Origin of the sequence: Pandoraea sp. SD6-2, from assembly GCF_000389825.1 — a bacterium.
GTDB classification, from domain to species: domain Bacteria; phylum Pseudomonadota; class Gammaproteobacteria; order Burkholderiales; family Burkholderiaceae; genus Pandoraea; species Pandoraea communis.
Genome location: NZ_KB944429.1, coordinates 133,475 through 155,909, shown reverse-complemented (window position 1 = coordinate 155,909; position 22,435 = coordinate 133,475). Strand labels below are relative to the sequence as shown.

The 22,435-nt window shown below is 63.8% G+C and carries 17 protein-coding genes; 10 read left to right on the top strand and 7 right to left on the bottom strand.

Annotated features, from left to right (window positions below; translation table 11 throughout):
- The first annotated feature begins 17 nt into the window (after positions 1–17).
- Positions 18–554 (top strand): outer membrane protein assembly factor BamE, encoded by a 537-nt coding sequence (bamE, locus tag C266_RS07290; protein ID WP_010805467.1) that lies wholly within the window; start codon positions 18–20, stop codon positions 552–554.
- Between the two features lie 112 nt (positions 555–666).
- On the opposite strand, the gene C266_RS07285 is transcribed toward bamE, so the two are convergent.
- A complete protein-coding gene (locus C266_RS07285) occupies positions 667–906 on the bottom strand; it encodes a DUF6356 family protein (RefSeq protein WP_010805466.1) in 240 nt (79 codons plus the stop codon).
- Positions 907–1,023: 117 nt separating this feature from the next.
- On the opposite strand from C266_RS07285, the gene C266_RS07280 reads away from it, so the two are divergent.
- Positions 1,024–1,485, top strand: coding sequence for an Lrp/AsnC family transcriptional regulator (locus tag C266_RS07280; protein WP_036662003.1), 462 nt, complete (start codon positions 1,024–1,026; stop codon positions 1,483–1,485).
- A gap of 245 nt (positions 1,486–1,730) precedes the next feature.
- On the opposite strand, the gene metG is transcribed toward C266_RS07280, so the two are convergent.
- Positions 1,731–3,839: a methionine--tRNA ligase gene (gene metG / locus C266_RS07275; protein WP_010805464.1), complete on the bottom strand. Its 2,109-nt coding sequence runs from the start codon at positions 3,837–3,839 to the stop codon at positions 1,731–1,733.
- Between the two features lie 386 nt (positions 3,840–4,225).
- Positions 4,226–4,870: an OmpA family protein gene (locus C266_RS07270; RefSeq protein ID WP_010805463.1), complete on the bottom strand. Its 645-nt coding sequence runs from the start codon at positions 4,868–4,870 to the stop codon at positions 4,226–4,228.
- 274 nt (positions 4,871–5,144) lie between these two features.
- Here C266_RS07270 and apbC point away from each other — a divergent pair, with 274 nt between their 5' ends.
- The 4 genes from apbC to gltS all read left to right on the top strand — a co-directional run bounded on the left by apbC (position 5,145) and on the right by gltS (position 10,835).
- Entirely contained in the window at positions 5,145–6,227 is a 1,083-nt protein-coding gene (apbC, locus tag C266_RS07265; RefSeq protein ID WP_010805462.1) for an iron-sulfur cluster carrier protein ApbC, read from the top strand.
- 122 nt (positions 6,228–6,349) lie between these two features.
- Positions 6,350–6,919: a dCTP deaminase gene (dcd, locus tag C266_RS07260; RefSeq protein WP_010805461.1), complete on the top strand. Its 570-nt coding sequence runs from the start codon at positions 6,350–6,352 to the stop codon at positions 6,917–6,919.
- A gap of 104 nt (positions 6,920–7,023) precedes the next feature.
- Positions 7,024–9,309, top strand: a complete 2,286-nt coding sequence (locus C266_RS07255; protein ID WP_010805460.1) for an arginine/lysine/ornithine decarboxylase — start codon at positions 7,024–7,026, stop codon at positions 9,307–9,309.
- A gap of 311 nt (positions 9,310–9,620) precedes the next feature.
- Positions 9,621–10,835, top strand: a complete 1,215-nt coding sequence (gene gltS / locus C266_RS07250; RefSeq protein ID WP_010805459.1) for a sodium/glutamate symporter — start codon at positions 9,621–9,623, stop codon at positions 10,833–10,835.
- 123 nt (positions 10,836–10,958) lie between these two features.
- On the opposite strand, the gene argH is transcribed toward gltS, so the two are convergent.
- The 3 genes from argH to ppc all read right to left on the bottom strand — a co-directional run bounded on the left by argH (position 10,959) and on the right by ppc (position 16,430).
- Complete coding sequence (gene argH / locus C266_RS07245; RefSeq protein ID WP_010805458.1) at positions 10,959–12,356, bottom strand: argininosuccinate lyase; 1,398 nt, start codon at positions 12,354–12,356, stop codon at positions 10,959–10,961.
- A gap of 119 nt (positions 12,357–12,475) precedes the next feature.
- Positions 12,476–13,285: a gamma subclass chorismate mutase AroQ gene (gene aroQ / locus C266_RS26110; protein WP_010805457.1), complete on the bottom strand. Its 810-nt coding sequence runs from the start codon at positions 13,283–13,285 to the stop codon at positions 12,476–12,478.
- 190 nt (positions 13,286–13,475) lie between these two features.
- Complete coding sequence (gene ppc / locus C266_RS07235) at positions 13,476–16,430, bottom strand: phosphoenolpyruvate carboxylase (protein ID WP_010805456.1); 2,955 nt, start codon at positions 16,428–16,430, stop codon at positions 13,476–13,478.
- Positions 16,431–16,509: 79 nt separating this feature from the next.
- On the opposite strand from ppc, the gene hemC reads away from it, so the two are divergent.
- Genes hemC through C266_RS07220 form a run of 4 tightly spaced genes read left to right on the top strand, consistent with a single transcriptional unit; the run spans position 16,510 to position 20,806 of the window.
- Complete coding sequence (gene hemC, locus C266_RS07230; RefSeq protein WP_010805455.1) at positions 16,510–17,478, top strand: hydroxymethylbilane synthase; 969 nt, start codon at positions 16,510–16,512, stop codon at positions 17,476–17,478.
- Positions 17,475–18,482 (top strand): uroporphyrinogen-III synthase, encoded by a 1,008-nt coding sequence (locus C266_RS26105; protein WP_010805454.1) that lies wholly within the window; start codon positions 17,475–17,477, stop codon positions 18,480–18,482. Before hemC ends, C266_RS26105 begins: the two co-directional genes overlap by 4 nt.
- Positions 18,469–19,623 carry a uroporphyrinogen-III C-methyltransferase gene (locus tag C266_RS26100; protein WP_010805453.1) on the top strand — a complete coding sequence of 385 codons (1,155 nt, stop codon included), beginning with the start codon at positions 18,469–18,471 and terminating at the stop codon, positions 19,621–19,623. Before C266_RS26105 ends, C266_RS26100 begins: the two co-directional genes overlap by 14 nt.
- Before the next feature lie 10 nt (positions 19,624–19,633).
- Entirely contained in the window at positions 19,634–20,806 is a 1,173-nt protein-coding gene (locus C266_RS07220) for a heme biosynthesis protein HemY (RefSeq protein WP_010805452.1), read from the top strand.
- 125 nt (positions 20,807–20,931) lie between these two features.
- On the opposite strand, the gene C266_RS07215 is transcribed toward C266_RS07220, so the two are convergent.
- Positions 20,932–22,368 (bottom strand): hypothetical protein, encoded by a 1,437-nt coding sequence (locus C266_RS07215; protein ID WP_010805451.1) that lies wholly within the window; start codon positions 22,366–22,368, stop codon positions 20,932–20,934.
- Positions 22,369–22,435: the final 67 nt, after the last annotated feature.

The following is a 22,435-nucleotide window of genomic DNA, read 5'->3' as shown; positions in this document are numbered from 1 at the left end:
TTCGTTGGGGAGTGGCCATGGGATTGTTCGCGAGTCTGCTGGGGCTGTTCGGCTGCGATCAGCAGCAGATCGACAACGCGCGGGAGAAAGCGCGCGACACGTTCAACGCCATCAAGCCGGACGACATGCTGCTGCGCAACCTGACGCCCGGCGTGACAACCGAAGCGCAGGTGCGTGAGCAGATGGGCAAGCCCGAAATCGTCTGGGAAAACGACGACGGCTCGCGGCGGCTGGAGTATCCGCGCGCGCCGGGCGGCTTGCGAACCTACATGGTCGACATCGCGCCGGATGGGAAACTGCGCGCCGTTATTCAGGCGCTCGCCGCCGAGAATTTTCAGCAGGTGCAGCCGGGGATGACGCAGGATGACGTGCGGCGGCTGTTGGGTAAGCCAACGACGGTGGCGGAATACCGCTTGAAGAAGGAAACGGTGTGGAGCTGGCGCTGGCTCGAAGATGGCGTCAATACGCCGGGGATGTTCAACGCCCACTTTGGTCCGGACGGCCGTGTGACGGTCACGTCGCGCTCACCGGACCCGGCGTCGGAGCGTCCCTGATCCGGCGGGAAAGGTGCTGCGACGGGGCGATGCGGCACGCTCGCCGGGCGGGTTACTGGGCGAGCGGGCTTATCCGCTCACCTGAGTTTGCGCAGAGGCCGGTCATCTTCGGTTATGTCGCCTGATCTGCCTGAGCGGCTTGCGGGGCGTGCCGGTGACGATGCGTCACCATGCGATCGTGCAGGCGAACGATGATTCTGCTGCCCGTCTTGGCAAACAGGAACGGCAGTAACGCGTGCACGAGACAGGCCAGAAAGGCGCCCAGCAACGGCAGTGCGAACGACAGTGCCGATCCCATATGTTGGAAGTAGTTCTCGCCCACAGAGGCCGGGTGCTGAGTGAAGATTTTCATGTTGCCCCCAATTTTCGGAATATTTGTGAAGTTTACTTGCCGATCAGGGGTAAAGGGTTTCAAATGTTCGGTCGAATCGGGTAGGATTTGGAAGAATTTTCCTCCCGGGTGGCTGTCGTGGACAAAACCGATCTCGCAATTCTCGAAAATCTGCAAGCCGATGCCTCGCGCTCGCTGGGCGAACTGGCCGAGGCTGTCCATTTGTCTCCCACGCCCTGCTGGCGGCGTGTGCAACGTCTGCGCGAGAACGGGGTCATCACCGGGCAGGTGACGCTGTGCGACCCTCAGCAGCTCGATCTGCGTGTGACGGCCTTCGTGTTCATCAAGGCAGCGACGCACAGCGAGGACTGGATGGTTCGCTTCGTCGCCGGCGCGCGGGAATTGCCTGAAATCGTCGAAATTCATCGCATGGCCGGCGAGATCGACTATCTGCTCAAGGTCTACCTGCCGGACATTGCCGCTTATGACCGTTTCTACAAAAAGCTCATCCGCGTGGCCGATCTGCAAGACATCAGCGCGAGCTTTTCGATGGAGACCGTGAAGTTCACCACCGCATTGCCGGTGGATCATTTGCGCTAGCCCCGCGCCGGGACATCGGCCTGACGATTTTTCGAAGGATTCGAGACGCGGCGCGGCAGCCACGCTATCGATGCATCCGTTCGGACAAATCTCATGGCTCAGAACATCTACGGCAACCCCGAGTTTTGCGCTGGCTACAGCCAGTTGCCGCCGGTGGCGGACATGGCGTCCGGCACCGGGGTGTTTTGCTTGGGAAGCGTCGCTGTGAAGTGCGGCCCGCCTTTCCGTGGGTGGGTGAGGCTGCCTTACTTGACGCGCATGCCCGGCTTCGCGCCGTCGTGCGGTTCGAGGATGTAAATCCCCGGTTCGGCTTTCTCGTCGGCGGCCGATGCGGCGAGCACCATGCCTTCGGACAGACCGAACTTCATCTTGCGCGGCGCGAGATTGGCGACCATCACCGTGAGCTTGCCCACCAGCACTTCCGGCTGCGGATACGCCGACTTGATCCCGGAGAAGACGTTGCGCGTTTGCGCTTCGCCGGCGTCGAGCGTGAGTTGCAAGAGCTTGTCCGACCCTTCGACCGCCTTGCAATCGACGATGCGTGCGATACGCAGATCGATTTTTGCGAAGTCGTCGATGGTGATGACACCGTCGTCGGTGCTCTTGTCCGGCTTGTCGGCGTTCTCCGTCGTCTTGGCGGCTTTGTCCTTGCCCTTGGCCGCGGCAGCGTCCGTGGCCGGCGCGGCCGCTTGCAGCGAGTCGCGGTTGGCCGCGAGCAGCGCTTCGACCTGCTTGCCTTCGACGCGCGTCATCAGATGCTTGTACGCAGCGATGGCGGTGTCGGCGGTAAGCGGGCGGCTCACGTCGTGCCACGTTTGCGGCGCGATGTTCAGGAAGTGCTCCACGGCCTCGGCCGTCACGGGCAGCACCGGCTTGAGGTACAGCGTGAGCAGGCGGAATGCCTCGAGGCACACCGAGCAAGCCTCGTGCAGCGCGGCGGCCTGCGCCGGGTCTTTCGCCAGATCCCACGGCTTGACCGTGTCGACATAGCCGTTCACGGCATCCGCCTGTTCCATCACCAGACGCAGCGCCTTGCCGAATTCGCGGGCTTCGTAATACGCGGCGATCTGCGGGGCGACAGCACGCAACTGTCCCAGCAGCGGCGCTTGCATGGCGTGCGGCGACACGCGGCCGTCGAAACGCTTGATGAGGAAGCCTGCCGCGCGGCTGGCGATATTCACGTACTTGCCGACCAGATCGCTGTTCACGCGGGCGATGAAGTCATCGAGGTTCAGGTCGATGTCTTCCATCGTGTTGCTCAACTTGGCGCCGATGTAATAACGCAGCCATTCCGGATTGAGGCCCGTGTCGATGAAGCTCTGTGCGGTGATGAACGTGCCGCGCGACTTCGACATCTTCTGGCCATCCACCGTCAGGAAACCGTGGGCGAACACGTTGGTCGGCGTGCGATGGCCCGAGAACTCGAGCATCGCGGGCCAGAACAGCGTGTGGAAATACAGAATGTCTTTGCCGATGAAGTGATACTGCTCGGTCGTCGAACCCGGCTTGACCCACTCTTCGAAGTTCAGGCCACGCTGTGCGCACAGGTTCTTGAAGCTGGCGTAGTAACCCACCGGCGCATCGAGCCACACGTAGAAATACTTGCCCGGGGCGCCCGGAATCTCGAAGCCGAAGTACGGGGCGTCGCGCGAGATGTCCCAGTCGGCCAGCGTGGACTCGCCATCTTCACCGAGCCACTCCTTCATCTTGTTGGCGGCTTCGGGTTGTGCGAGACCGGCAACCCACTTGCGCAGGAACTGCTCGCAGCGCTTGTCCGAGAGCTTGAAGAAGTAATGGGTCGACGTCTTGCGCACCGGCGTGGCGCCCGAGACCACCGAATACGGGTTGAGCAGGTCGGTCGGCGCGTAGGTCGAGCCGCAGACTTCGCACGAATCGCCGTACTGGTCCTTGGCGCCGCATTTCGGACATTCGCCCTTGATGAAGCGATCCGGCAGGAACATCTCCTTGACCGGGTCGTAGGCCTGTTCAATATCGCGCGCTTCGATCAGGCCCTGGTCCTTGAGGGCGAGATAGACGCTTTCCGACAGTTCACGGTTCTCTTCCGAATCCGTCGAATAGTAGTTATCGAACGAAATGCCGAAGCTGTCGAAATCGCGCTTGTGTTCCTTCCAGACGCGCTCGATCAGTTGCTTGGGCGTGAGACCTTCCTTCTCGGCGCGCAGCATGACCGGCGTGCCGTGCGTGTCGTCCGCACCCACGTAATAGACCTCATTGCCCTGCATCCGCATGAACCGTACCCAGATATCTGTCTGGATGTATTCCACCAGGTGACCGATGTGAATCTGGCCATTGGCGTACGGCAGGGCGGAGGTGACAAGAATGCGGCGGGACATGAGGATCGATTGTCTGTTGAGGGGTCGGGGAAAGGACGATTCTAGCAGGCGGGGCGGGATGACGCCCAATCGGGCGTCCCGGGAGAGGGATCTGCGGGGCGCGCGTTGGCCGGTGCCGAGGGGCGAGTGCAGGATCGAACGGCCAAAAAAAAGCCGGAACCAGGTTCCGGCATAACTAGGCACACGTAACGTCAATAACAAAGAGGAGATGGAAGCGCCCAGGTGGGCACTTCCGAAGGGTCTGAGCGATGTGACGCGGGTTTAGTTCAATCGATGCGCCGATTTTTCGATGTTGCGATGCAGCATGCGGGCGCTGCGAGCGTGTCAAACAGATGCCCGGCGGACCGGGCATGTGTTTGAACGGCAAACGTGAGGCGTGGGGGGAATCAGCCGCGCGGTGCGTGCAGCAGGATTTCTACGCGGCGGTTCTGCGCACGGCCCTCGGCCGTGGCATCCGAGGCGACCGGCTGGCTCGAGGCCACGCCCGTGCCGCTCATACGGTTCATCGCGACACCGCGGCTGTTCAGATACTGGATGACGTTGGCTGCCCGGTTCTGCGAGAGGGGAACGTTGATCCGGTCGCCGCCCGTGCTGTCGGTGTGGCCCACGACGTTGGCGGTAATGCCAGGGTTCTGATTGAGCGAGGCGGCAACGTCGTCGAGCACGGCGCGGAAGTTCGGCTTGATGTCGGCGCGGCCGGTGTCGAACGTCACGTCGCTCGGCACGGCGACCTTGAGCGTACCATCGGGTTGTTCGGAGATCGTGGTGCCGGTGCCGGCCGTATGGCCGCCCAGCTTATTCTTGATGGCGCCCCAGTTGTACCCTGTCGCGCCGCCGGCGGCCGCGCCCACGGCGGCACCGATCAGCGTGCCGGTGGTATTGCCACCGATGAGGTTGCCCAGACCTGCGCCGACTGCCGCGCCGACGCCGGTGCCGACGGCAGTATTGGTGCCCTGCTGGGTCTGGCACCCGGCCAGCATGGCGGCAGCAGCCAGAACCAGCGCCGAAGCGCGCAGAGTGTTTTTATTCATTTAAGGCTCCTTCTCGATTAGCTTGCAGTCATGAAACAACGCGTGAGCACTTCGCCGAAGCACGCGCGCCTCGCAGGGGTTTTGAGCCTATGGGCGCAGCGTCTTTTACAATAGCGCTGAGTGTCAACCGCAGGCAAGGACAGATTGCCGCGACGGCTGGTTCCCCAAAACACGCGCGCCTCGCATGCTAATCGAGAGCGCGCGCCACGGATGTTACAAGTTGTTAGCGCCCGCCGAGGGCTTTCCCGGCGGGCCTCGACAGAGCGAGAGACCCATGGAAGTCGCCCAAATCAATGAAGTGCTGCGTGGCATCGTCGACCCCGACACGAGGCTCGATCTGATCGCCGGGAAGTATGTGAAGCAGGTTGTGGTCGAGCATGGCCACGTCGGCATTCAGATCGAGTTCGGCTATCCCGCCAAGAGTCAGTTCGAAGCGATGCGCGCGCGCATCACCGAGGCTGTGGGCAAATTGCCCGGTGTCGAGCGTGTGGCCGTCGAAATCAGCCAGAAAATCGTGTCACATGCGGTTCAACGCGGCGTGAAACTCCTGCCCAACGTGAAGAACATCGTGGCCGTGGCCTCGGGCAAGGGCGGCGTGGGCAAGAGCACTACGGCAGTGAATCTGGCGCTGGCACTTGCGGCCGAAGGCGCCAACGTCGGTATTCTCGATGCCGACATCTACGGCCCGTCGCTGCCCACGCTGCTGGGCATTCACGGCAAACCCGAATCGAAGGACGGCAAGACGCTCGAGCCGATGATCGGCCACGGGCTGCAGGCAAGTTCCATCGGTTTTCTGATCGAGCCGGACAATCCGATGGTCTGGCGCGGCCCGATGGTCACGCAGGCGCTCGAGCAACTGCTCAATCAGACGAACTGGCGCGACCTCGACTATCTGATCGTCGACATGCCGCCGGGCACCGGCGACATCCAGCTCACACTTGCGCAGAAGGTGCCGGTCACCGGCGCGGTCATCGTCACCACGCCGCAAGACCTCGCGCTGCTTGACGCCCGCAAGGGCCTCAAGATGTTCGAGAAGGTCGGCGTGCCGATCCTGGGCCTCATCGAGAACATGAGCCTGCATATCTGCTCGAAATGCGGTCATGAAGAGCCGATCTTCGGCGCGGGCGGCGGCGAGCGCATGAGCCACGATTTCGACGTCGACCTGCTGGGCAAGCTGCCGCTGGAGATGAGCATCCGCGTGCACGCCGATGCCGGCATGCCGAGCGTGGTGAGCGACCCGGATGGCCCGGTGGCCGATCATTACCGGGCCATTGCCCGTAAGGTGGCGGTGAAGATCGCGGCGAGGCAGAAGGACATGACGAGCAAGTTCCCGTCGATCGTTGTTCAGAACACGTAAAGGCGCTCGCAGGGCGTGTGCGAGCCCCGCGCCGTGCGGTGCGAGTGAAAAAATCACCGCACCGCAACAATCGCGTAAAATACGCCCACTTTTTCACGTACTACGCCCATTCAGGCCCACACATGAGCATCAAGTCCGACAAATGGATCCGGCGTATGGCCGAAGAGCACGGCATGATCGAGCCCTTCGAGCCGTCGCAGGTCCGGTATTCCCAGGACGGGCAAAAGATCGTCAGCTACGGCACGTCGAGTTACGGCTACGATATCCGCTGTGCGGCTGAATTCAAGATCTTCACGAACATCAATTCGACGATTGTCGATCCGAAGAACTTCGACGAGAAATCGTTTGTCGACTTCTCCGGCGATGTCTGCATCATTCCGCCGAACTCGTTTGCGCTCGCGCGCACGGTCGAGTACTTCCGCATTCCGCGCAACGTGCTGACCGTGTGTCTGGGCAAATCGACGTATGCCCGCTGCGGCATCATCGTGAACGTGACGCCGTTCGAACCCGAATGGGAGGGCTACGTGACGCTCGAATTCTCGAACACGACGCCGCTGCCTGCCAAGATCTACGCCAACGAGGGCGTGGCTCAGGTGCTGTTCTTCGAATCCGACGAAGTCTGCGAGACCTCGTACAAGGACCGCGGCGGCAAGTATCAGGGACAGCGTGGTGTCACGCTGCCGAAAACCTAGCCTGCTACGCTCGACTCGCCGCCGGTGAGCATCTCCCATATTGCACTGCCCAAGAGCCACGGCCATGTCGGACCGTGGCTCGTTCTTTTGTCGAAGGAACGCCAATGAAATTCCGTTTTCCGATCGTCATCATCGACGAGGACTTCCGCTCCGAAAATATCTCCGGATCCGGGATTCGTTCCTTGGCGGAGGCCATCGAAGCCGAGGGCATGGAAGTCAACGGTCTCACGAGCTACGGTGATCTGACCTCGTTTGCGCAACAGGCGAGCCGTGCTTCGAGCTTCATCCTGTCCATCGACGACGACGAGTTCGGCACGTTCTCGAGCGAAGCGGGCGGTGAGGGCGAGGGAGAACTGGCGCTGGCCATCATCAACCTGCGCGCCTTCGTGCAGGAAGTGCGCCGTCGCAACCCGGACATTCCGATTTTCCTGTACGGCGAGACGCGCACGTCGCGCCATATCCCGAACGACATTCTGCGCGAGCTGCACGGCTTCATTCACATGTTCGAGGACACGCCGGAGTTCGTGGCGCGCCACATCATTCGTGAAGCCAAGTCGTATCTCGACTCGCTGCCGCCGCCGTTCTTCCGCTCGCTCACGCATTACGCGGCCGACGGTTCGTACTCGTGGCATTGCCCTGGGCACTCGGGCGGTGTGGCGTTCCTGAAGAGCCCGGTCGGCCAGATGTTCCACCAGTTCTTCGGTGAAAACATGCTGCGCGCGGACGTGTGCAACGCGGTGGAAGAACTGGGCCAACTGCTCGATCACAACGGCCCGGTGGGCGCGTCGGAGCGCAACGCAGCGCGCATTTTCAACGCCGATCACCTCTTCTTCGTGACGAACGGCACGTCGACGTCGAACAAGATCGTGTGGCATGCCACCGTGGCGCCGGGCGATATCGTCGTGGTCGACCGTAACTGCCATAAGTCGATCCTGCACGCGATCACGATGACGGGCGCCGTGCCGGTGTTCCTCACGCCCACGCGCAATCATCTGGGTATCATCGGCCCGATTCCGAAGTCGGAGTTCGAGCCGGAAGTCATCCGCGCGAAGATCGAGGCGAACCCGTTTGCCCGCGAAGTGCTCGAACGTGACCCGAACGCCAAGCCGCGCATTCTGACGATCACCCAAAGTACCTATGACGGTGTGATCTACAACGTCGAGATGATCAAGGAAGTGCTGGGCAACAGCATCGACACGCTGCATTTCGATGAAGCCTGGCTGCCGCACGCGGCGTTCCACGATTTCTACCGCGACATGCACGCGATCGGCGAAGGCCGCCCGCGCTCGTCGGAAGCGACCATCTACGCCACGCACTCCACGCACAAGCTGCTCGCCGGTATCTCGCAGGCCTCGCAGATCGTGGTGCAGGAGTCCGAAACTCGCACGTTCGATACGTACCGCTTCAACGAGGCGTATCTGATGCACACGTCGACCTCGCCGCAGTACGCCATCATTGCGTCGTGCGACGTGGCGGCCGCGATGATGGAGCCGCCGGGCGGCACGGCGCTCGTGGAGGAGTCGATCGTCGAGGCGCTCGACTTCCGCCGCGCCATGCGCAAGGTGGACAGCGAGTATGGCGATTCGTGGTGGTTCTCGGTCTGGGGTCCGGAAAATCTGGGCGACGAAGGCACGATCCAGCGCGAAGACTGGGTGCTGCGCGCGAACGACCGCTGGCACGGCTTCGGCGATCTGGCCGATGGCTTCAACATGCTCGACCCGATCAAGGCGACGATCATCACGCCGGGACTGGATGTGGAGGGCGAATTCGGCGAGAGCGGCATTCCGGCGGCCATCGTCACCAAGTATCTGGCCGAGCACGGCATCATCGTCGAGAAGACGGGGCTGTATTCGTTCTTCATCATGTTCACCATCGGCATCACCAAGGGCCGCTGGAACTCGATGGTGACCGAGCTGCAACAGTTCAAGGACGACTACGATCACAACCGTCCGCTGTGGCGTGTGCTGCCCGAGTTCGTGGCGAAGTTCCCGCGCTACGAGCGCATCGGCCTGCGTGACCTGTGCGATCAGATTCACAGTGTGTACAAGGCGAACGACGTGGCGCGCGTGACGACCGAGATGTACCTCTCGGACATGCAGCCGGCGATGAAGCCGACCGACGCATTCTCGAAACTGGCGCACCGCCAGATCGACCGCGTGCCTATCGATGAACTGGAAGGCCGCGTGACGAGCGTGCTGCTCACGCCGTATCCGCCGGGTATTCCGCTGCTGATTCCGGGCGAACGTTTCAACGCGGCGATCATCGAGTACCTGCGCTTCGCGCGCGACTTCAACGAGCGCTTCCCGGGTTTCCACACCGATATTCACGGTCTGGTCGTCGAGGAAGTGGACGGACGCCCCGAATATTTCGTGGATTGCGTGCGTCAGTAAGTCGTCCTGCCTGATGTGAAAAGTGGCCCCGTGTGAAAACACGGGGCCTTTTTTATGCGCCGATTGCCCGGAGGGCAGCGCGCCATATACGCCTGTTTGCGGCGTCTGAATTTCATGACTTGCGTACGCTTGACTCGAGGAACACGGCGGCGTGTGCGTAACTCGACTGAAATGCCGGTATATTGGCGCAACGCGACCTCGATCGCTCGATTTGTGCATTGACTTCAATTTCTCGCATTTAAGCAGTTTCCCGGCAATTCGGACTGCTTCGATTGCTACACTCGACGCACTTTTTTCGAGCAGGAGGGTTCATGGAAACCGGACAACTGGTGTTCAGTAACTACGGCACGCTCGTATGTGCCACGTTGGTCTTGTTGCTGGGCCGCAAGCTGGTCGAGTGGATCGCACCGCTCCGTACGTACAGCATTCCCGAGCCGGTCGCTGCCGGCTTGCTGGTGGCGCTGGGCACGCTGGCGTTGCGTGAGATCGGGCACTTCGAGTTGAAGTTCGATACGTCGCTGCAAACGCCGCTGATGCTGGCTTTCTTTGCGACGATCGGTCTGTCGGCCAATCTGGCGAGCCTCAAGGCGGGGGGGCGCCGTCTGGTGCTGTTCCTCGCCGTAGTGGCGGGCATGTTGATCATGCAGAACGCGATTGGCGTCGGTCTTGCCACGATGATGGGATTGGCGCCGGGCATCGGTATGCTGGGCGGGTCGATCACATTGGCTGGCGGGCATGGCACGGGCGCGGCATGGGGACAGACGCTGACCTCGCGCTACGGCGTGCAATCGGCCCTTGAGATCGCGATGGCCTGCGCCACGTTCGGGCTGGTGCTGGGAGGCTTGCTGGGCGGGCCGGTAGCGCGTTATCTGGTGGGGCGCCTGGGCAATCAGGTGCCGGGTTTCGATGTCGCGAAGGATGCGGCGCCGGAAGGCTTCGAGCAACCGCATACGGTGCGCCTGATTACCGCGCAGGCGCTGATCGAGACGGTGGCGATGATTGCGATCTGTCTGTTGGGCGGCGAGGTCATTGCGCGCTGGCTCTCAGGGACGGCGTTCGAATTGCCGACATTCGTATGCGTGCTGTTTACCGGTGTCGTCGTGCGCAACCTGCTGTCGCTCGTGGGGTATGAAGTGTTCGAGCGCTCGCTGTCGGTGATGGGCAACGTGAGTCTGTCGCTGTTTCTGGCGATGGCGCTCATGACCCTGCGCCTGTGGGATCTCTCGACGCTGGCGTTACCGATGATCGTGATTCTCGTCGTGCAGGCGGTGGCGATGGCTTCGTATGCGATCTTCGTCACGTTTCGCGTGATGGGGCGCAACTACGATGCCGCGGTGCTGGCTGCGGGCCATTGCGGCTTCGGGCTGGGCGCGACGCCGACGGCCATCGCCAACATGCAGGCGGTGACCGAGCGCTTCGGTCCGTCGCACATCGCGTTCCTGATCGTGCCGATGGTGGGAGCGTTCTTCATCGACATCCTCAACGCGCTCATCATCAAGGGGTTCCTGTCGTTACCGCTGTTCTGATGGAAGGCGTGTGACATCGCCATGCCGATAAAAAGTGCCACCCGATCGGGTGGCACTTTTTTGTTGGTGCCGGCTGAGTCCGAATAGATCCGGGCCCGGTTCAAGGGGCCCGGCCGGACAACCTTACTTGGCGAGCTTCGCGCGCGCTGCCGCGATGGCGCGTTGCACCTGTGCCGGGGCCGTGCCGCCGATGTGGTTACGGCTGGCGACCGAGCCTTCGAGCGTGAGGTAGTCGAAGACGTCTTCACCGACCAGCGGCGAGAACTTCTGCAACTCGGCGAGCGACAGGTCGGCCAGATCGATGTCACGGTCCGAACAGATCTTCACGGCGTGAGCCACGATTTCGTGGGCGTCGCGGAACGGCAGACCCTTCTTGACGAGGTAGTCGGCCAGATCGGTGGCGGTCGAGAACCCTTGCAGCGCGGCGTTACGCATGTTGGCTTCGCGCACCTTGATGCCGGGCACCATGTCCGCGAAGATACGCAGCGTGTCGATCACGGTGTCGACCGTGTCGAACAGCGGCTCCTTGTCTTCCTGATTGTCTTTGTTGTACGCGAGCGGCTGGCCCTTCATCAGCGTGAGCAGGCCGATGAGGTGGCCATTGACGCGGCCGGTCTTGCCACGCGCCAGCTCGGGCACGTCCGGGTTCTTCTTCTGCGGCATGATCGAGCTGCCGGTGCAGAAACGGTCGGCCAGATCGATGAAGCCCACGCGCGGGCTCATCCACAGCACCAGTTCTTCCGAGAAGCGCGACACATGCGTCATCACTAGCGCAGCGGCTGCCGTGAATTCGATGGCGAAGTCGCGATCCGACACGGCGTCGAGCGAGTTCGCGCAGACGTCTTCGAAGCCGAGCGTCGCGGCGACACGTTCGCGATCGATCGGATAGCTCGTGCCGGCCAGCGCGGCAGCGCCCAGCGGCAGTCGGTTCACACGACGGCGCACATCGAGCATGCGCTCGGCGTCTCGGCTGAACATTTCGAAGTAAGCCATCAGGTGATGGCCGAACGTCACCGGCTGTGCCACTTGCAGATGGGTAAAGCCCGGCAGGATCGTAGCGCTGTGCTGCTCCGCCAGATCCAGCAGCGCACGGCGCAGATCGCCGAGGTGATCGCCGATGCGGTCGATTTCGCTGCGCAGCCACAGGCGGATGTCGGTGGCGACCTGATCGTTACGCGAGCGGCCGGTGTGCAGGCGCTTGCCCGCGTCGCCGATGAGGGCGGTCAGGCGCGCTTCGATGTTCAGGTGAACGTCTTCGAGATCCAGTTGCCACTCGAACTCGCCGCGCTCGATCTCACCGCGGATCTGCGTCATGCCGCGCTGGATGTCGGCCAGATCCTGTGCGCTGATGATGCCTTGTGCCGAGAGCATGTCGGCATGGGCGAGCGAGCCTTCGATGTCGAACAGCGCGAGGCGCTTGTCGAAGAACACCGACGCCGTATAGCGCTTGACGAGTTCGGAAACGGGTTCGGAAAAACGGGCCGACCAGGCTTCGCCTTTCTTGTGGAGTTGGGAGGTCATTGTCGTAGCGTGGCTAATCGAGGCCCATCGGGGCAGATTGAAGCGAACCGCGGCAGAGCACGGCAAACCGTGATTATACAACCCCTGGCGGCGTCTCCCCGACACACCTCGGCGCCCGGTCAGTTCGCCATCGACAGTGTCCAGATACGCGGCGGTGCCGACAGGCAAAGGCCCGAGGTCGCTTCGTCGAACGCCGCGCGTTGCAGCGCTTCGAGCTTCGCCGCCTTCGCGATGCGCTCGCGCGCCTGATGAATACGGGCCATGCGCGAGGGATCGTCGGGCAGCGCGCACAGGCGTCCGAGATCGTGCATGAGCGAGGTGCCAAGCCGGTCGAGCGCGGGGCGCAGACGCGTGGCCAGATCGACCGGTTCGCCCGGGGCGCGGCCTTCACGCGCCCAGCGGGCCAGCAGGGCGGTTTGCACCAGCTTGCCCGCCTCGATTTGCAGACGGAAGAAAGTTCGGGCCTGCGCGGACGTCAGGCCGAACTGGGCGGCCCGCTCTCCCACGCTGGCAAGCAACGCCTGTTCGCGTGGCGTGTCCTGAACCGGCTTGCCCGAGGTGTATTTGGTGCGCGCCACCGCTTCGCTGATGGCCAGACGCTCCAGAATGCCGTTCATCAGCGGGTCGAGCACCGGGTCGACGACGGCGCGTGGCTTGTCCGGCGTGCCGGGCGAGGCGGTCAGCGTTTGCGAAACCAGACGCACGGCCAGACCCCGCACGCCATGCGGTGCGGCGGCGGTGAGCGTATGCGCGGGAGAAACATCGGTGCCGGCATTGCGCGGCGGCATCGTGGATGCCGTGCCCGCCTGCGCGCCGATGGACGGCAGCGCAAGCGCCGTTGCGGCGATCAGCGTTGCCGCACGCCGTGCGACGCCGATGCGTGCCGTGCGCGGCGGGTACGTGGGTAGTGCGTTGGAATCGGAGTGCATGATGGATGGGCCCCCCGGCAGCCATCGGGTCGAATCCGATGAAATATACCGTCCTATCGGTCGACTGTCGTTGGGGAGAATCCCAAGGATCTCGTAGGTCGTCAACTGGCCGGACGTCTCCGGTGCGCCGGCGTTCTGCGTCAGCCCCGCATTCTGCGGAGCTGACGCAGAGTGTCACGCTACGCGGGCATCAGCCCGTATTGCGCAGACCGGCCGCGATGCCGTTGATCGACAGATGGATGCCACGCCGTGCGCGCTCGTCCGATGCCCCCGCCCGATGCCGTTGCAACAACTCGACTTGCAAGTGGTTGAGCGGATCGAGGTAAGGGAAGCGGTTCTTGATCGAACGGGCGAGCAACGGGTTGTCTGCAAGGCGTTCCTCATGACCGGTGATGAGGGTGAGTGCCTGCGACGTGCTCTGCCACTCGCTCACGATGCGGTCGAAAACGCGCTTGCGCAGCTTCTCGTCCGCCACCAGTTCGGCATAACGCGATGCCACGCCCAGATCGGTCTTGGCGAGCACCATGTCCATGTTCGAGAGCAGGTTCGCGAAGAACGGCCAGCGCTTGACCATCTGACGCAGCGTATCGAGCCGCTTCTCGCGGCCCGCGTCGCCAGCCTTTGCGTCGCCGTCTAGATAAGCACTGACCGCGCTGCCAAAGCCATACCAACCGGTGATGAGCAGGCGGCACTGGCCCCACGAGAAGCCCCACGGAATGGCGCGAAGGTCTTCGATGCGGCGGTTTTTCGGGTCGGAGAACTTGCGCGATGCGGGGCGCGAACCGATGTTCAGCTCGGCGATTTCCGCAATCGGCGTCGCCGAGAAGAAATAGTCGGTGAAGCCCGGCGTCTCGTAGACAAGGTCGCGATAGGCTGCGAAGGCCGTGTCGGAGAGCGTCTGCATGACCTTCTCGTACGCGGCCAGATGCGGCGGCTGGTTGCGGCTCGGCAGCAGCGTGGCTTCGAGCGTGGCGGCCACGATCGTCTCGAGATTGCGCCGCCCGATCTCGGGGTTGGCGAACTTGCTTGCGATGATCTCGCCTTGTTCCGTGAGGCGAATCTGTCCCTTCACGGTACCGGGCGGTTGCGACAGGATGGCCTGATAGGTCGGGCCGCCGCCACGGCCTACCGTGCCGCCCCGGCCGTGGAACAGGCGCAGGCGGATGCCTTTCTCGTCGAACAGGCGCACGAGTGCGAGTTCTGCCTTGTACAGTTCCCAGTTCGATGTGAGGAAGCCGCCGTCCTTGTTGCTGTCGGAATAGCCGAGCATGACTTCCTGCTCGCCGCCTTGCTGCGTCACCACACCGGACATGCCGGGGATGTCGAAGAACTCGCGCATGATGACAGGCGCATTGCGCAGGTCGGCGATCGTCTCGAAGAGCGGAATGACCATCGCGCCGACTTTGGGCTCCACGGCCTTCGCGCTATCGCTGCCGAGCGCGCCCTGAAAGAGCCCCGTCTCCTTTTGCAGCAGCATGACTTCCACCAGATCGCTCACGGTTTCCGTATGCGAAATGATGTAGTTGCGTACCGCACGCGGACCGAAACGGGCGCGGATGTCGCGTGCGGCGGCAAACACGGCCAGTTCGTCGCGGGTACGCTGCGAGTAGTCGAGATACGGCGAGAAGAGCGGACGCGGCTCGCGCAATTCGCGCAGCAGCAGGGCGAGCTTTTCGTCTTCGCCGAGCTTTGCGTAATTCGCTTCGACGCCCGCCTTGGCGAACAACTCGGCGATGACCGCTTCGTGAATATCCGAACTCTGACGCAGATCGATGCTCGCCAGGTGGAAGCCGAACACCTCTGCGGCGCGCACGAGCGGGCCGAGCCGCTGCGAGATCAGGGCGCCGCCATGATGCGCCATGAGCGACGCGACGACCGTGTTCAGGTCCGAGATGAATTCGCTGGCGTCGAGATACGGCCGGGCGTCGCCGACTGCACCGCGGTGCGGCACGTGGCCGACCCACTCGCGCGCTGTGGCGGCCAGACGGGCGTACACGCCGATGAGGGCACGCCGATAGGGTTCGTCGGTGCGGTGCGGCGAGTCGTCGGGTGAGCGGCGGGCGAGTGTGAGCAAGGCGTCGCTTGCCCCGGCGAGCAGTTGCGAGACGGACAATTCCGCACCCAGCAAGTGCACCTCTTCGAGGTAGTGGGCAAAGATTTCGGTGGCCTGACGCGTGATCGCAAGTTGCAGCGTTTGTGCCGTGACGTTTGGATTGCCGTCGCGATCGCCGCCGATCCAACTGCCCATTTGCAGAAAGCGCCCGAGACCTTCTGCGCGCACGCTGGGTACGGCGTCGTGCAGCTCGGCGCTGACATCGTCGTACAACGCGGGAATTTCGGTGAGGAACGTGCTGCGGTAATACGACAGCGCGTTGTCGATTTCGTCGGCCACTGTCAGTCGCGAGCCGCGCAGCATACGGGTCTGCCACAGCGTGGTGACGTAGGCGCGCATCGATTCGGTGTTACGCGCCGACTCCCGTTCGGTAAGGGCGTCGTCGCGATGCGCCAGCAGGCGGGCGATTTCGCGCTCGGCATCGAGAATACTCTTGCGCTGCACTTCGGTCGGGTGGGCCGTGAGTACCGGCACGATGAGCGCGCTGGCGAAAAATGCCTGCAGCGTAGCGGGATCGGCACGGCCAGCGTCTTTCAGGCTTTGCAGGGCGGCGCTCAGGCTGCCCGGCTGTGCGCGGCTGCCCGCGAGGGCGTGTACGCGGCGGCGCCGGTTGTGGTGACGGTCTTCGGCAATATTGGCCAGATGCGAGAAATAGCTGAACGCGCGCACCACCTCAATGGCTTGCTCGTTGGTCAGGCCGCCCAGCAGTGTGTCGAGTGCGCGGGCGGCGCTGCGGTCACCTTCGCGGTGAAAGCGCACGGCGTTCTGGCGGATCGTCTCGACCAGATCGAAGGCGGCGCTGCCTTGCTGTTCGCGCAACACGTCGCCGAGCAGGCGGCCGAGGAAGCGTATGTCCTCGCGTAGCGGCGCGTCCTTGTCTTCGCGCGAGCGGCGAGTCTTGGACTTGGCCGGCACATCCGGCACCGTTTCGGAAATGGATGGGACCGCGGCTGCTGCTTTTGCGGGGGAAGTTTTGCCGACCGGCTTGGCGAGGCCCTCTTGCGGGGCTTTTACCTTTGCGCTGCTCTTCATGTCGCTCCTCTCGAGACCAGCCGTTGGGGCCGGTCAAGCGTGTTACCATTTTTTCTTTTGGTCTTCACGCGGTTGCTGAATGAACTTCGCTGCTCCTGAAACCCTGGTGATCGCTTCGCGCGAGAGCCGGCTCGCCATGTGGCAAGCCGAACACGTGCGTGACGCGCTGCACAAATTATATCCGCAGTGTCACGTGAGTATTCTCGGAATGACCACTCGGGGTGACCAGATTCTCGACCGATCGCTCGCGAAGGTCGGCGGCAAGGGGCTGTTCGTCAAGGAACTTGAGCTTGCGCTGGCCGACGGACGCGCCGATCTCGCCGTCCATTCGCTCAAGGACGTGCCGATGCAACTGCCCGACGGTTTCGCGCTGGCGGCAGTGCTCGAGCGCGAAGATCCGTGCGACGCCTTCGTGAGCAACGACTACGACAGCCTCGATGCGCTGCCTGCCGGGGCGGTGGTCGGTACGTCGAGCCTGCGCCGTGAAGTGAGCCTGCGCACCCGGTATCCGCATCTGCAGGTCGCGCCATTGCGCGGCAATCTGGATACGCGTCTGGGCAAACTCGACCGGGGCGATTTCGCGGCCATCATTCTCGCGGCGGCCGGCCTTAAGCGACTGGGGCTTGGCGCGCGCATTCGTGCCACGATTCCGACAGAGGCCAGCTTGCCGGCGGCCGGGCAGGGCGCGCTGGGGATCGAAGTGCGTGCCGGACGTCCCGAAATCCTGCAATGGCTCGCACCGTTGCACGATGCCCGCACCACGCTGGCGGTCAGCGCGGAGCGCGCAGTCTCGCGGGCACTGGGTGGCTCGTGCCAAGTGCCGTTGGGGGCTTTTGCCGAATTCACCCCGCAAGGCGAATTGACGTTGCGCGCTTTCATTGCGTCGACCGATGGCGCCACGGTGCTTCGCTCGCAGGGGGCCGCCAGGGTCGCCCAGGGGGATGTGGCGGGGGCCGAAGCACTGGGGCAACGCGTGGCGCAGGCGTTGATCGACGCGGGCGGGCTGGCATTGGTGCCGCCGTCCGAGCCGAAGGACCCCCCCGTTTGAACCCGCGCGCGCCGGTTCTGCCACCCGCCGCCGGTATCTCGCCGGCGAGTGCCGCTGGCCGCGCTGCGGCCGGTTCGGCGACGCTGGCTGCGCCCTGCGCCATCCTGACGCGCCCCGATGGGCAGGCGGATTCGCTCGCCCAAGCGCTGCGCGCCGAAGGCATCGACACGCTCGCGTTCCCATTGTTGGACATTGCTGAGCAAGTCGACCCCAGCGCATTGATGGCACTCGATAGCGCGTTGGGCGCGCTATCGTCTTACGCGCTGGTGGTATTTGTCTCGCCCAACGCCGTCGCGCATGCGCTGGCGCGGCTGGCGCATCTTCAGTCTTGCGCTGGCGGTAATGCCGCCGGGGTAACCGATGCCGGTATCGATGCAGGCGAACGCTGGCCAGCGGCGTTGCCGGTCGCGGTGGTGGGGCCGGGCAGCGCACAGGCGTTGGCCGACGCGGGCATCGCGCCGCCGCGGCACAAGGTGATTGTTCCGCCTGGGGGACCGGCGGCGAGATTCGACTCGGAAGCCTTGCTTGAGCAACTCGAGCTGACGGCGCTTGCCGGACGCCGGGTGCTGCTCGTGCGGGGCGACGGAGGCCGCGAATTGCTGGCCGGCACGTTGCGCGCGAACGGCGCACAGGTCGACATCGTGAGCGCCTATACGCGTCGCGCACCCGCGCCGGACCCCGCCGCCTGGGCTGCACTGGAAGCCCGGCTGGCCTCGCCCGCGCGTTGCGCCTGGGTGCTGACCAGCTCCGAGGCCGTGCGGCATCTGGCCACTTTGCTCGCTGCGCGCTACGGTACGCGCGACGGTCTTCATACGCCTGGCGCCCCACAAGTGCTGGCACAAATCCTCGCCGCAGCGTGCTTTACGTCACATGCACGCATCGCAGATGCCGCGCGTGCTGCGGGGTTTGATAGGATTACGCAATGCGCGCCCGGCGACGAGAACCTGCTGGCGGCACTCAAAACATGGGCGGATCCCATTCAAGTCAAGCATGACGACAGATAATCGCGTTCCAGAGTCTTCCCAGAACCCGTCGGCGTCGACCGGCCCGGCGGCATCGAATTCCACTGCGACCGGCAGTGCCACTTACGGCACGGCGGGCGTCCCGCCTGCGTGGCAACCGCCTGAGCCGCCGCAAAAGCGCCGTGGCTCGGGGGCCGCGTTGCCGTGGCTGCTCTTCGTGCTCGTGTCGGCGGGGGCCGGCATCGGTGGCTGGTCGCTCAATCAGAAGCTCGACCGCGTGCAGCAAGAAATGGCGCGCCGCCAGCAGACGGGCGACGCGCAACTCATGCAGGCGCAGGTACGCACCGCACAGGCACTCGACAACCAACGCGATCTGCAAAACCGGCTCACGTCGCTCGAGAGTCGCGTTGCCGATTCGCGCAGCCAGCAGGCCGCGCTCGAACAGCTCTATCAGGACCTCGCACACAACCGCGACGAATGGGTGCTGGCGGAAACCGAGCAGATCGTCACGAGTGCCAATCAACAGTTGCAGCTCACCGGTAACGTGCGTGGCGCGCTGATTGCGCTGGAGGGCGCAGACGCCCGTCTGGCACGCACAGGCGCGCCGCAACTCGCAGGGGTGCGTGATGCGTTGAAGAAGGACATCGACCACCTGAAGGCCGTGCCTGCCGCCGATTTGCCGCAATTGACGGGCAAGCTCGATCAGGCCATCGCCATGATCGACACGCTGCCGTTGCAGGCCGAAGAGCAACGCGTCGAACCCAAGAAGGATGGGCGCGGTCCGAGCGGCGCCAGCGAGACGGGCTGGACCGCAACGTGGCACCGCCTGTCCGCCGAGATGCTGGGCAGCGTGAAGCAACTGGTGCAGGTGCGTCGTCTGGACGATCCGGACGTGATGCTGGTCGCGCCGGAGCAGGGCGCTTTCCTGCGCGCCAATCTCAAGTTGCGATTGCTCAATGCGCGTCTGGCGCTGCTGGCGCGCAACGCGTCGGCCGTGCATAGCGACGTGCAGGTCGCGCAAGCCGCGCTCGACAAGTACTTCGATGCGAAGTCACGCCGCATCGCTGCCGTGAAAACGTTGCTCGATCAGGTCGACTCGGGCTCGCGCACGATCGAACTGCCGACCCTTGACGCCAGCCTGACCGCCATCGGTCAGGTCAAGGACGTCAAGGACAAGCCGTAAGGAGCCGGGCATGCGAGGATTGATCTGGTTGACGCTCCTGTTCGCGGTGGCGGCCGGCTTTGCCGTGCTGGCCACGTTCAATCACGGGCAGGTGGTGATGCTGGTGCCGCCATACCGTGTGGACGTGTCGCTGAACCTTTTCGTGCTGGCGCTGCTGGCTTTGTTCGTGGCGCTGTACGTCATCATTCGTATCTTGCGCAACATCTACAAGATGCCGGAGCGTGTGGCTGCTTACCGCAATCGCCAACGCAGCCGCCGCGCGAACATCGCGTTGCGCGATGCGGTGGCGAACCTCTTCGCGGGCCGCTATACACGCGCAGAGAAGGCGGCGCGAGAGGCCGCAGAGCAGGACGACAATCGCGGTGTGGCGGCGATCATCGGGGCGCGGGCGGCGCATCGCATGCGCGAATTTGCGCGTCGCGACGCATGGCTGGCCGAGGCGCAAGGGGCGAATCTGGAAGAGGCGCGCCTGTTGCAAACCGCAGAGTTGCGCGTCGATACCCGTGATGCGGAAGGCGCGCTCGAAGCGCTCACGGAGATGCGCGCGCAGGGCGCACGTCGCATGCAGGCACAGCTTGTCGCGTTACGGGCGCATCAGCATTTGAAGCATTGGCCCGAAGTGCTGAACTTGCTCAAGATGCTGGAGAAGCGCGAGGCGCTGCATCCGGCGCTGGCGGCCAAGCTCAAGCAGACGGCCAGCGAAGGCATTCTGCGCGATCACCGGCACGACGCCGACGCGCTGCTCAAGTGCTGGCATGAACTGCCGGCCGATACCCGCACGTCGGCGCGAATTGCCGACGTGGCTGCCGAATTGCTGATTTCGCTCGACCGTCCGCGCGAGGCGCGCGACATCGTGGAAGCGGCACTGGCCGAGCACTGGGACCCGCGTTTGCTGCGCCGGTATGCGGAATGTGCCGGTGGCGACGCACTGCCGCTCATCCAGAAGGCCGAGGCATGGCAGCAACGCCATCCGAACGATCCCGATCTGCTCTTCGCACTGGGCAGGCTGTGTCAGCATCAGCGTCTGTGGGGCAAGGCGCAGACGTTCCTCGAAGGGGCGCTGCGTCACACCGACGAGCGCTATTTGCAGCAACGCGTGCATTTGGCGCTCGCTCAACTCTTCGAAGGTCTTGGCCAGATGGATCAGGCCAACCGCCACTATCGGGCCTGCGCAACCGCGTAAGCCCCGCGAGACACCGATGGCATCCGCGCAACGCGGTGTCGTGCCATCGGTGTCAGTCACAGGCGCGCCCGAACGCGCTCCGAAGCTTACCCTCCCCCGTTCTTATCCGGTGTTGGCCCTGTGAGTCAGTCCAGCACGGCGGCTTTGTAGTTATCGAACGCTTCCACGAGCTTGGTACGGGCTTGGGCGGCGAGATCGTCGAAGTGTGCGCGCAGGCAGGTCGAATGCAGGTCGTGGAGCATCTCGACGCACTCGCCGCACGAGAACACCAGATGATCGAACTCGCCTTCCGTCGCGGCGATTTCGATGAGGTGTGCGAGCAGGGCGCGGGCATCTTGCGTTGGGATTTTCTCGGTTTCGTCGGCGATGACCGCTACGGTCGCGATCATGGGAACGCCGTACAGCCCCCGATCGGGATGCACCATCGCTCTGGCGATCGCCGTTTTGTCGACGGGGGCAACGGCGTTGAGGAGCGATTTCGTGAGTTCGCTCCACCCGTCTCGGGTACTCAGCTTGTTGGTCGCGGTGACGATCGCGCCGGCAGCCGTTCGCTGCTCGGGGACAGGCAACAGGCTGATGAATGTTGCCAGTGTCCCGAGCCGTTCGGCGTTGACCCCTGCCGTCGAGCGCAGGAGGCTGGCGAGCATGTCGCTCCATGCGCCTGAGCGGCGCTCTGCGGGCAGATCCGCAATCGCGTGAAGCCGATGAGCGATCAGGCGATCGATGCTCGTGTGCGTCGAAGCGCCGGCGAGGAGCAGCGCTTCGTCGCGCGACCCGCTGTCGTGGGTGAGCAGCAGCGCTTTTGCGGCGTCTGCCGTGCGGGATTCGAAGCGCGTGATGAGCGATACCACGCGCTCGAACGCCACCGGCCAGGTATCGATGGCCTGTTCGACCTCCAGCCGCCTGACAAGCCCCTCGAGCAGGTAGCGGGCATCCAGGTACGGTCCCGTCTCCAATGCTGCGTCGACCGCGAGCGATTCCAGCGTGGCAAACCAGTCGGTTGTGAGCGTGCTGGTGTCGGACAAGGCGAGCAACGTCTTGCGCAGCACGGTATTCGAGATCGAGATGTCGGATCTGCGCCCGATCCCCGATGTGGATGGCGACGGCTCCAACGCAGGGATCGCCGGCAAGGCCATGTGCCGCATGCGGCTTGCCTCCATGGCGGCAAGGCTCTCGTCGCTGAAGGCTGCGTCGAAAGGTCGCTTGGCCGTGAGCGGCAGCAAGGCATACGACCGCGTTGCCGGATCCGATCCCTCGGGGTTCTCGAAAGTGAGGAAGGTCGCGCCGGGATCCTGGAGGAGACCGGAAAACTCGTCACGCATCGCAGGCCACGACAAGCCGGTCGCGGTTGCCGTGTCGGCGCCGTCGTGCGTTGTTGATGCGTAGCTCGGCGGACTGAAGGCGAATTGAGCGGCCTGCCAGAAGTCGGCGAGAAGGGCGGCGCGCGACGACCCTGCGGTGGCAGTTCCCGGCACGGTGCTCGTCGCGGCGGTCGTGGCAGTGGTTGTGTCCGTTGTCGCGGTAAGCGGCGCGGTCGTACTGGGCGGGATAGACGGGAACAATACGGACTCCTGATGTGATGATGGGAGTCCACACTGTGCCGTAGTGCCGGGTGCAGCATTTTGCGGC

Excerpts from the sequence above, each read along its gene's own strand:
- gltS (WP_010805459.1), top strand. The coding sequence starts at position 9,621 with ATGGAAACCGGACAACTGGTGTTCAGTAACTACGGCACGCTCGTATGT.
- C266_RS07255 (WP_010805460.1), top strand. The coding sequence starts at position 7,024 with ATGAAATTCCGTTTTCCGATCGTCATCATCGACGAGGACTTCCGCTCC.
- dcd (WP_010805461.1), top strand. The coding sequence starts at position 6,350 with ATGAGCATCAAGTCCGACAAATGGATCCGGCGTATGGCCGAAGAGCAC.
- ppc (WP_010805456.1), bottom strand. The coding sequence starts at position 16,430 with ATGAAGAGCAGCGCAAAGGTAAAAGCCCCGCAAGAGGGCCTCGCCAAG.
- metG (WP_010805464.1), bottom strand. The coding sequence starts at position 3,839 with ATGTCCCGCCGCATTCTTGTCACCTCCGCCCTGCCGTACGCCAATGGC.
- C266_RS07285 (WP_010805466.1), bottom strand. The coding sequence starts at position 906 with ATGAAAATCTTCACTCAGCACCCGGCCTCTGTGGGCGAGAACTACTTC.
- apbC (WP_010805462.1), top strand. The coding sequence starts at position 5,145 with ATGGAAGTCGCCCAAATCAATGAAGTGCTGCGTGGCATCGTCGACCCC.
- C266_RS07220 (WP_010805452.1), top strand. The coding sequence starts at position 19,634 with ATGCGAGGATTGATCTGGTTGACGCTCCTGTTCGCGGTGGCGGCCGGC.
- argH (WP_010805458.1), bottom strand. The coding sequence starts at position 12,356 with ATGACCTCCCAACTCCACAAGAAAGGCGAAGCCTGGTCGGCCCGTTTT.
- C266_RS07270 (WP_010805463.1), bottom strand. The coding sequence starts at position 4,870 with ATGAATAAAAACACTCTGCGCGCTTCGGCGCTGGTTCTGGCTGCTGCC.
- hemC (WP_010805455.1), top strand. The coding sequence starts at position 16,510 with ATGAACTTCGCTGCTCCTGAAACCCTGGTGATCGCTTCGCGCGAGAGC.
- aroQ (WP_010805457.1), bottom strand. The coding sequence starts at position 13,285 with ATGCACTCCGATTCCAACGCACTACCCACGTACCCGCCGCGCACGGCA.
- bamE (WP_010805467.1), top strand. The coding sequence starts at position 18 with ATGGGATTGTTCGCGAGTCTGCTGGGGCTGTTCGGCTGCGATCAGCAG.
- C266_RS26100 (WP_010805453.1), top strand. The coding sequence starts at position 18,469 with ATGACGACAGATAATCGCGTTCCAGAGTCTTCCCAGAACCCGTCGGCG.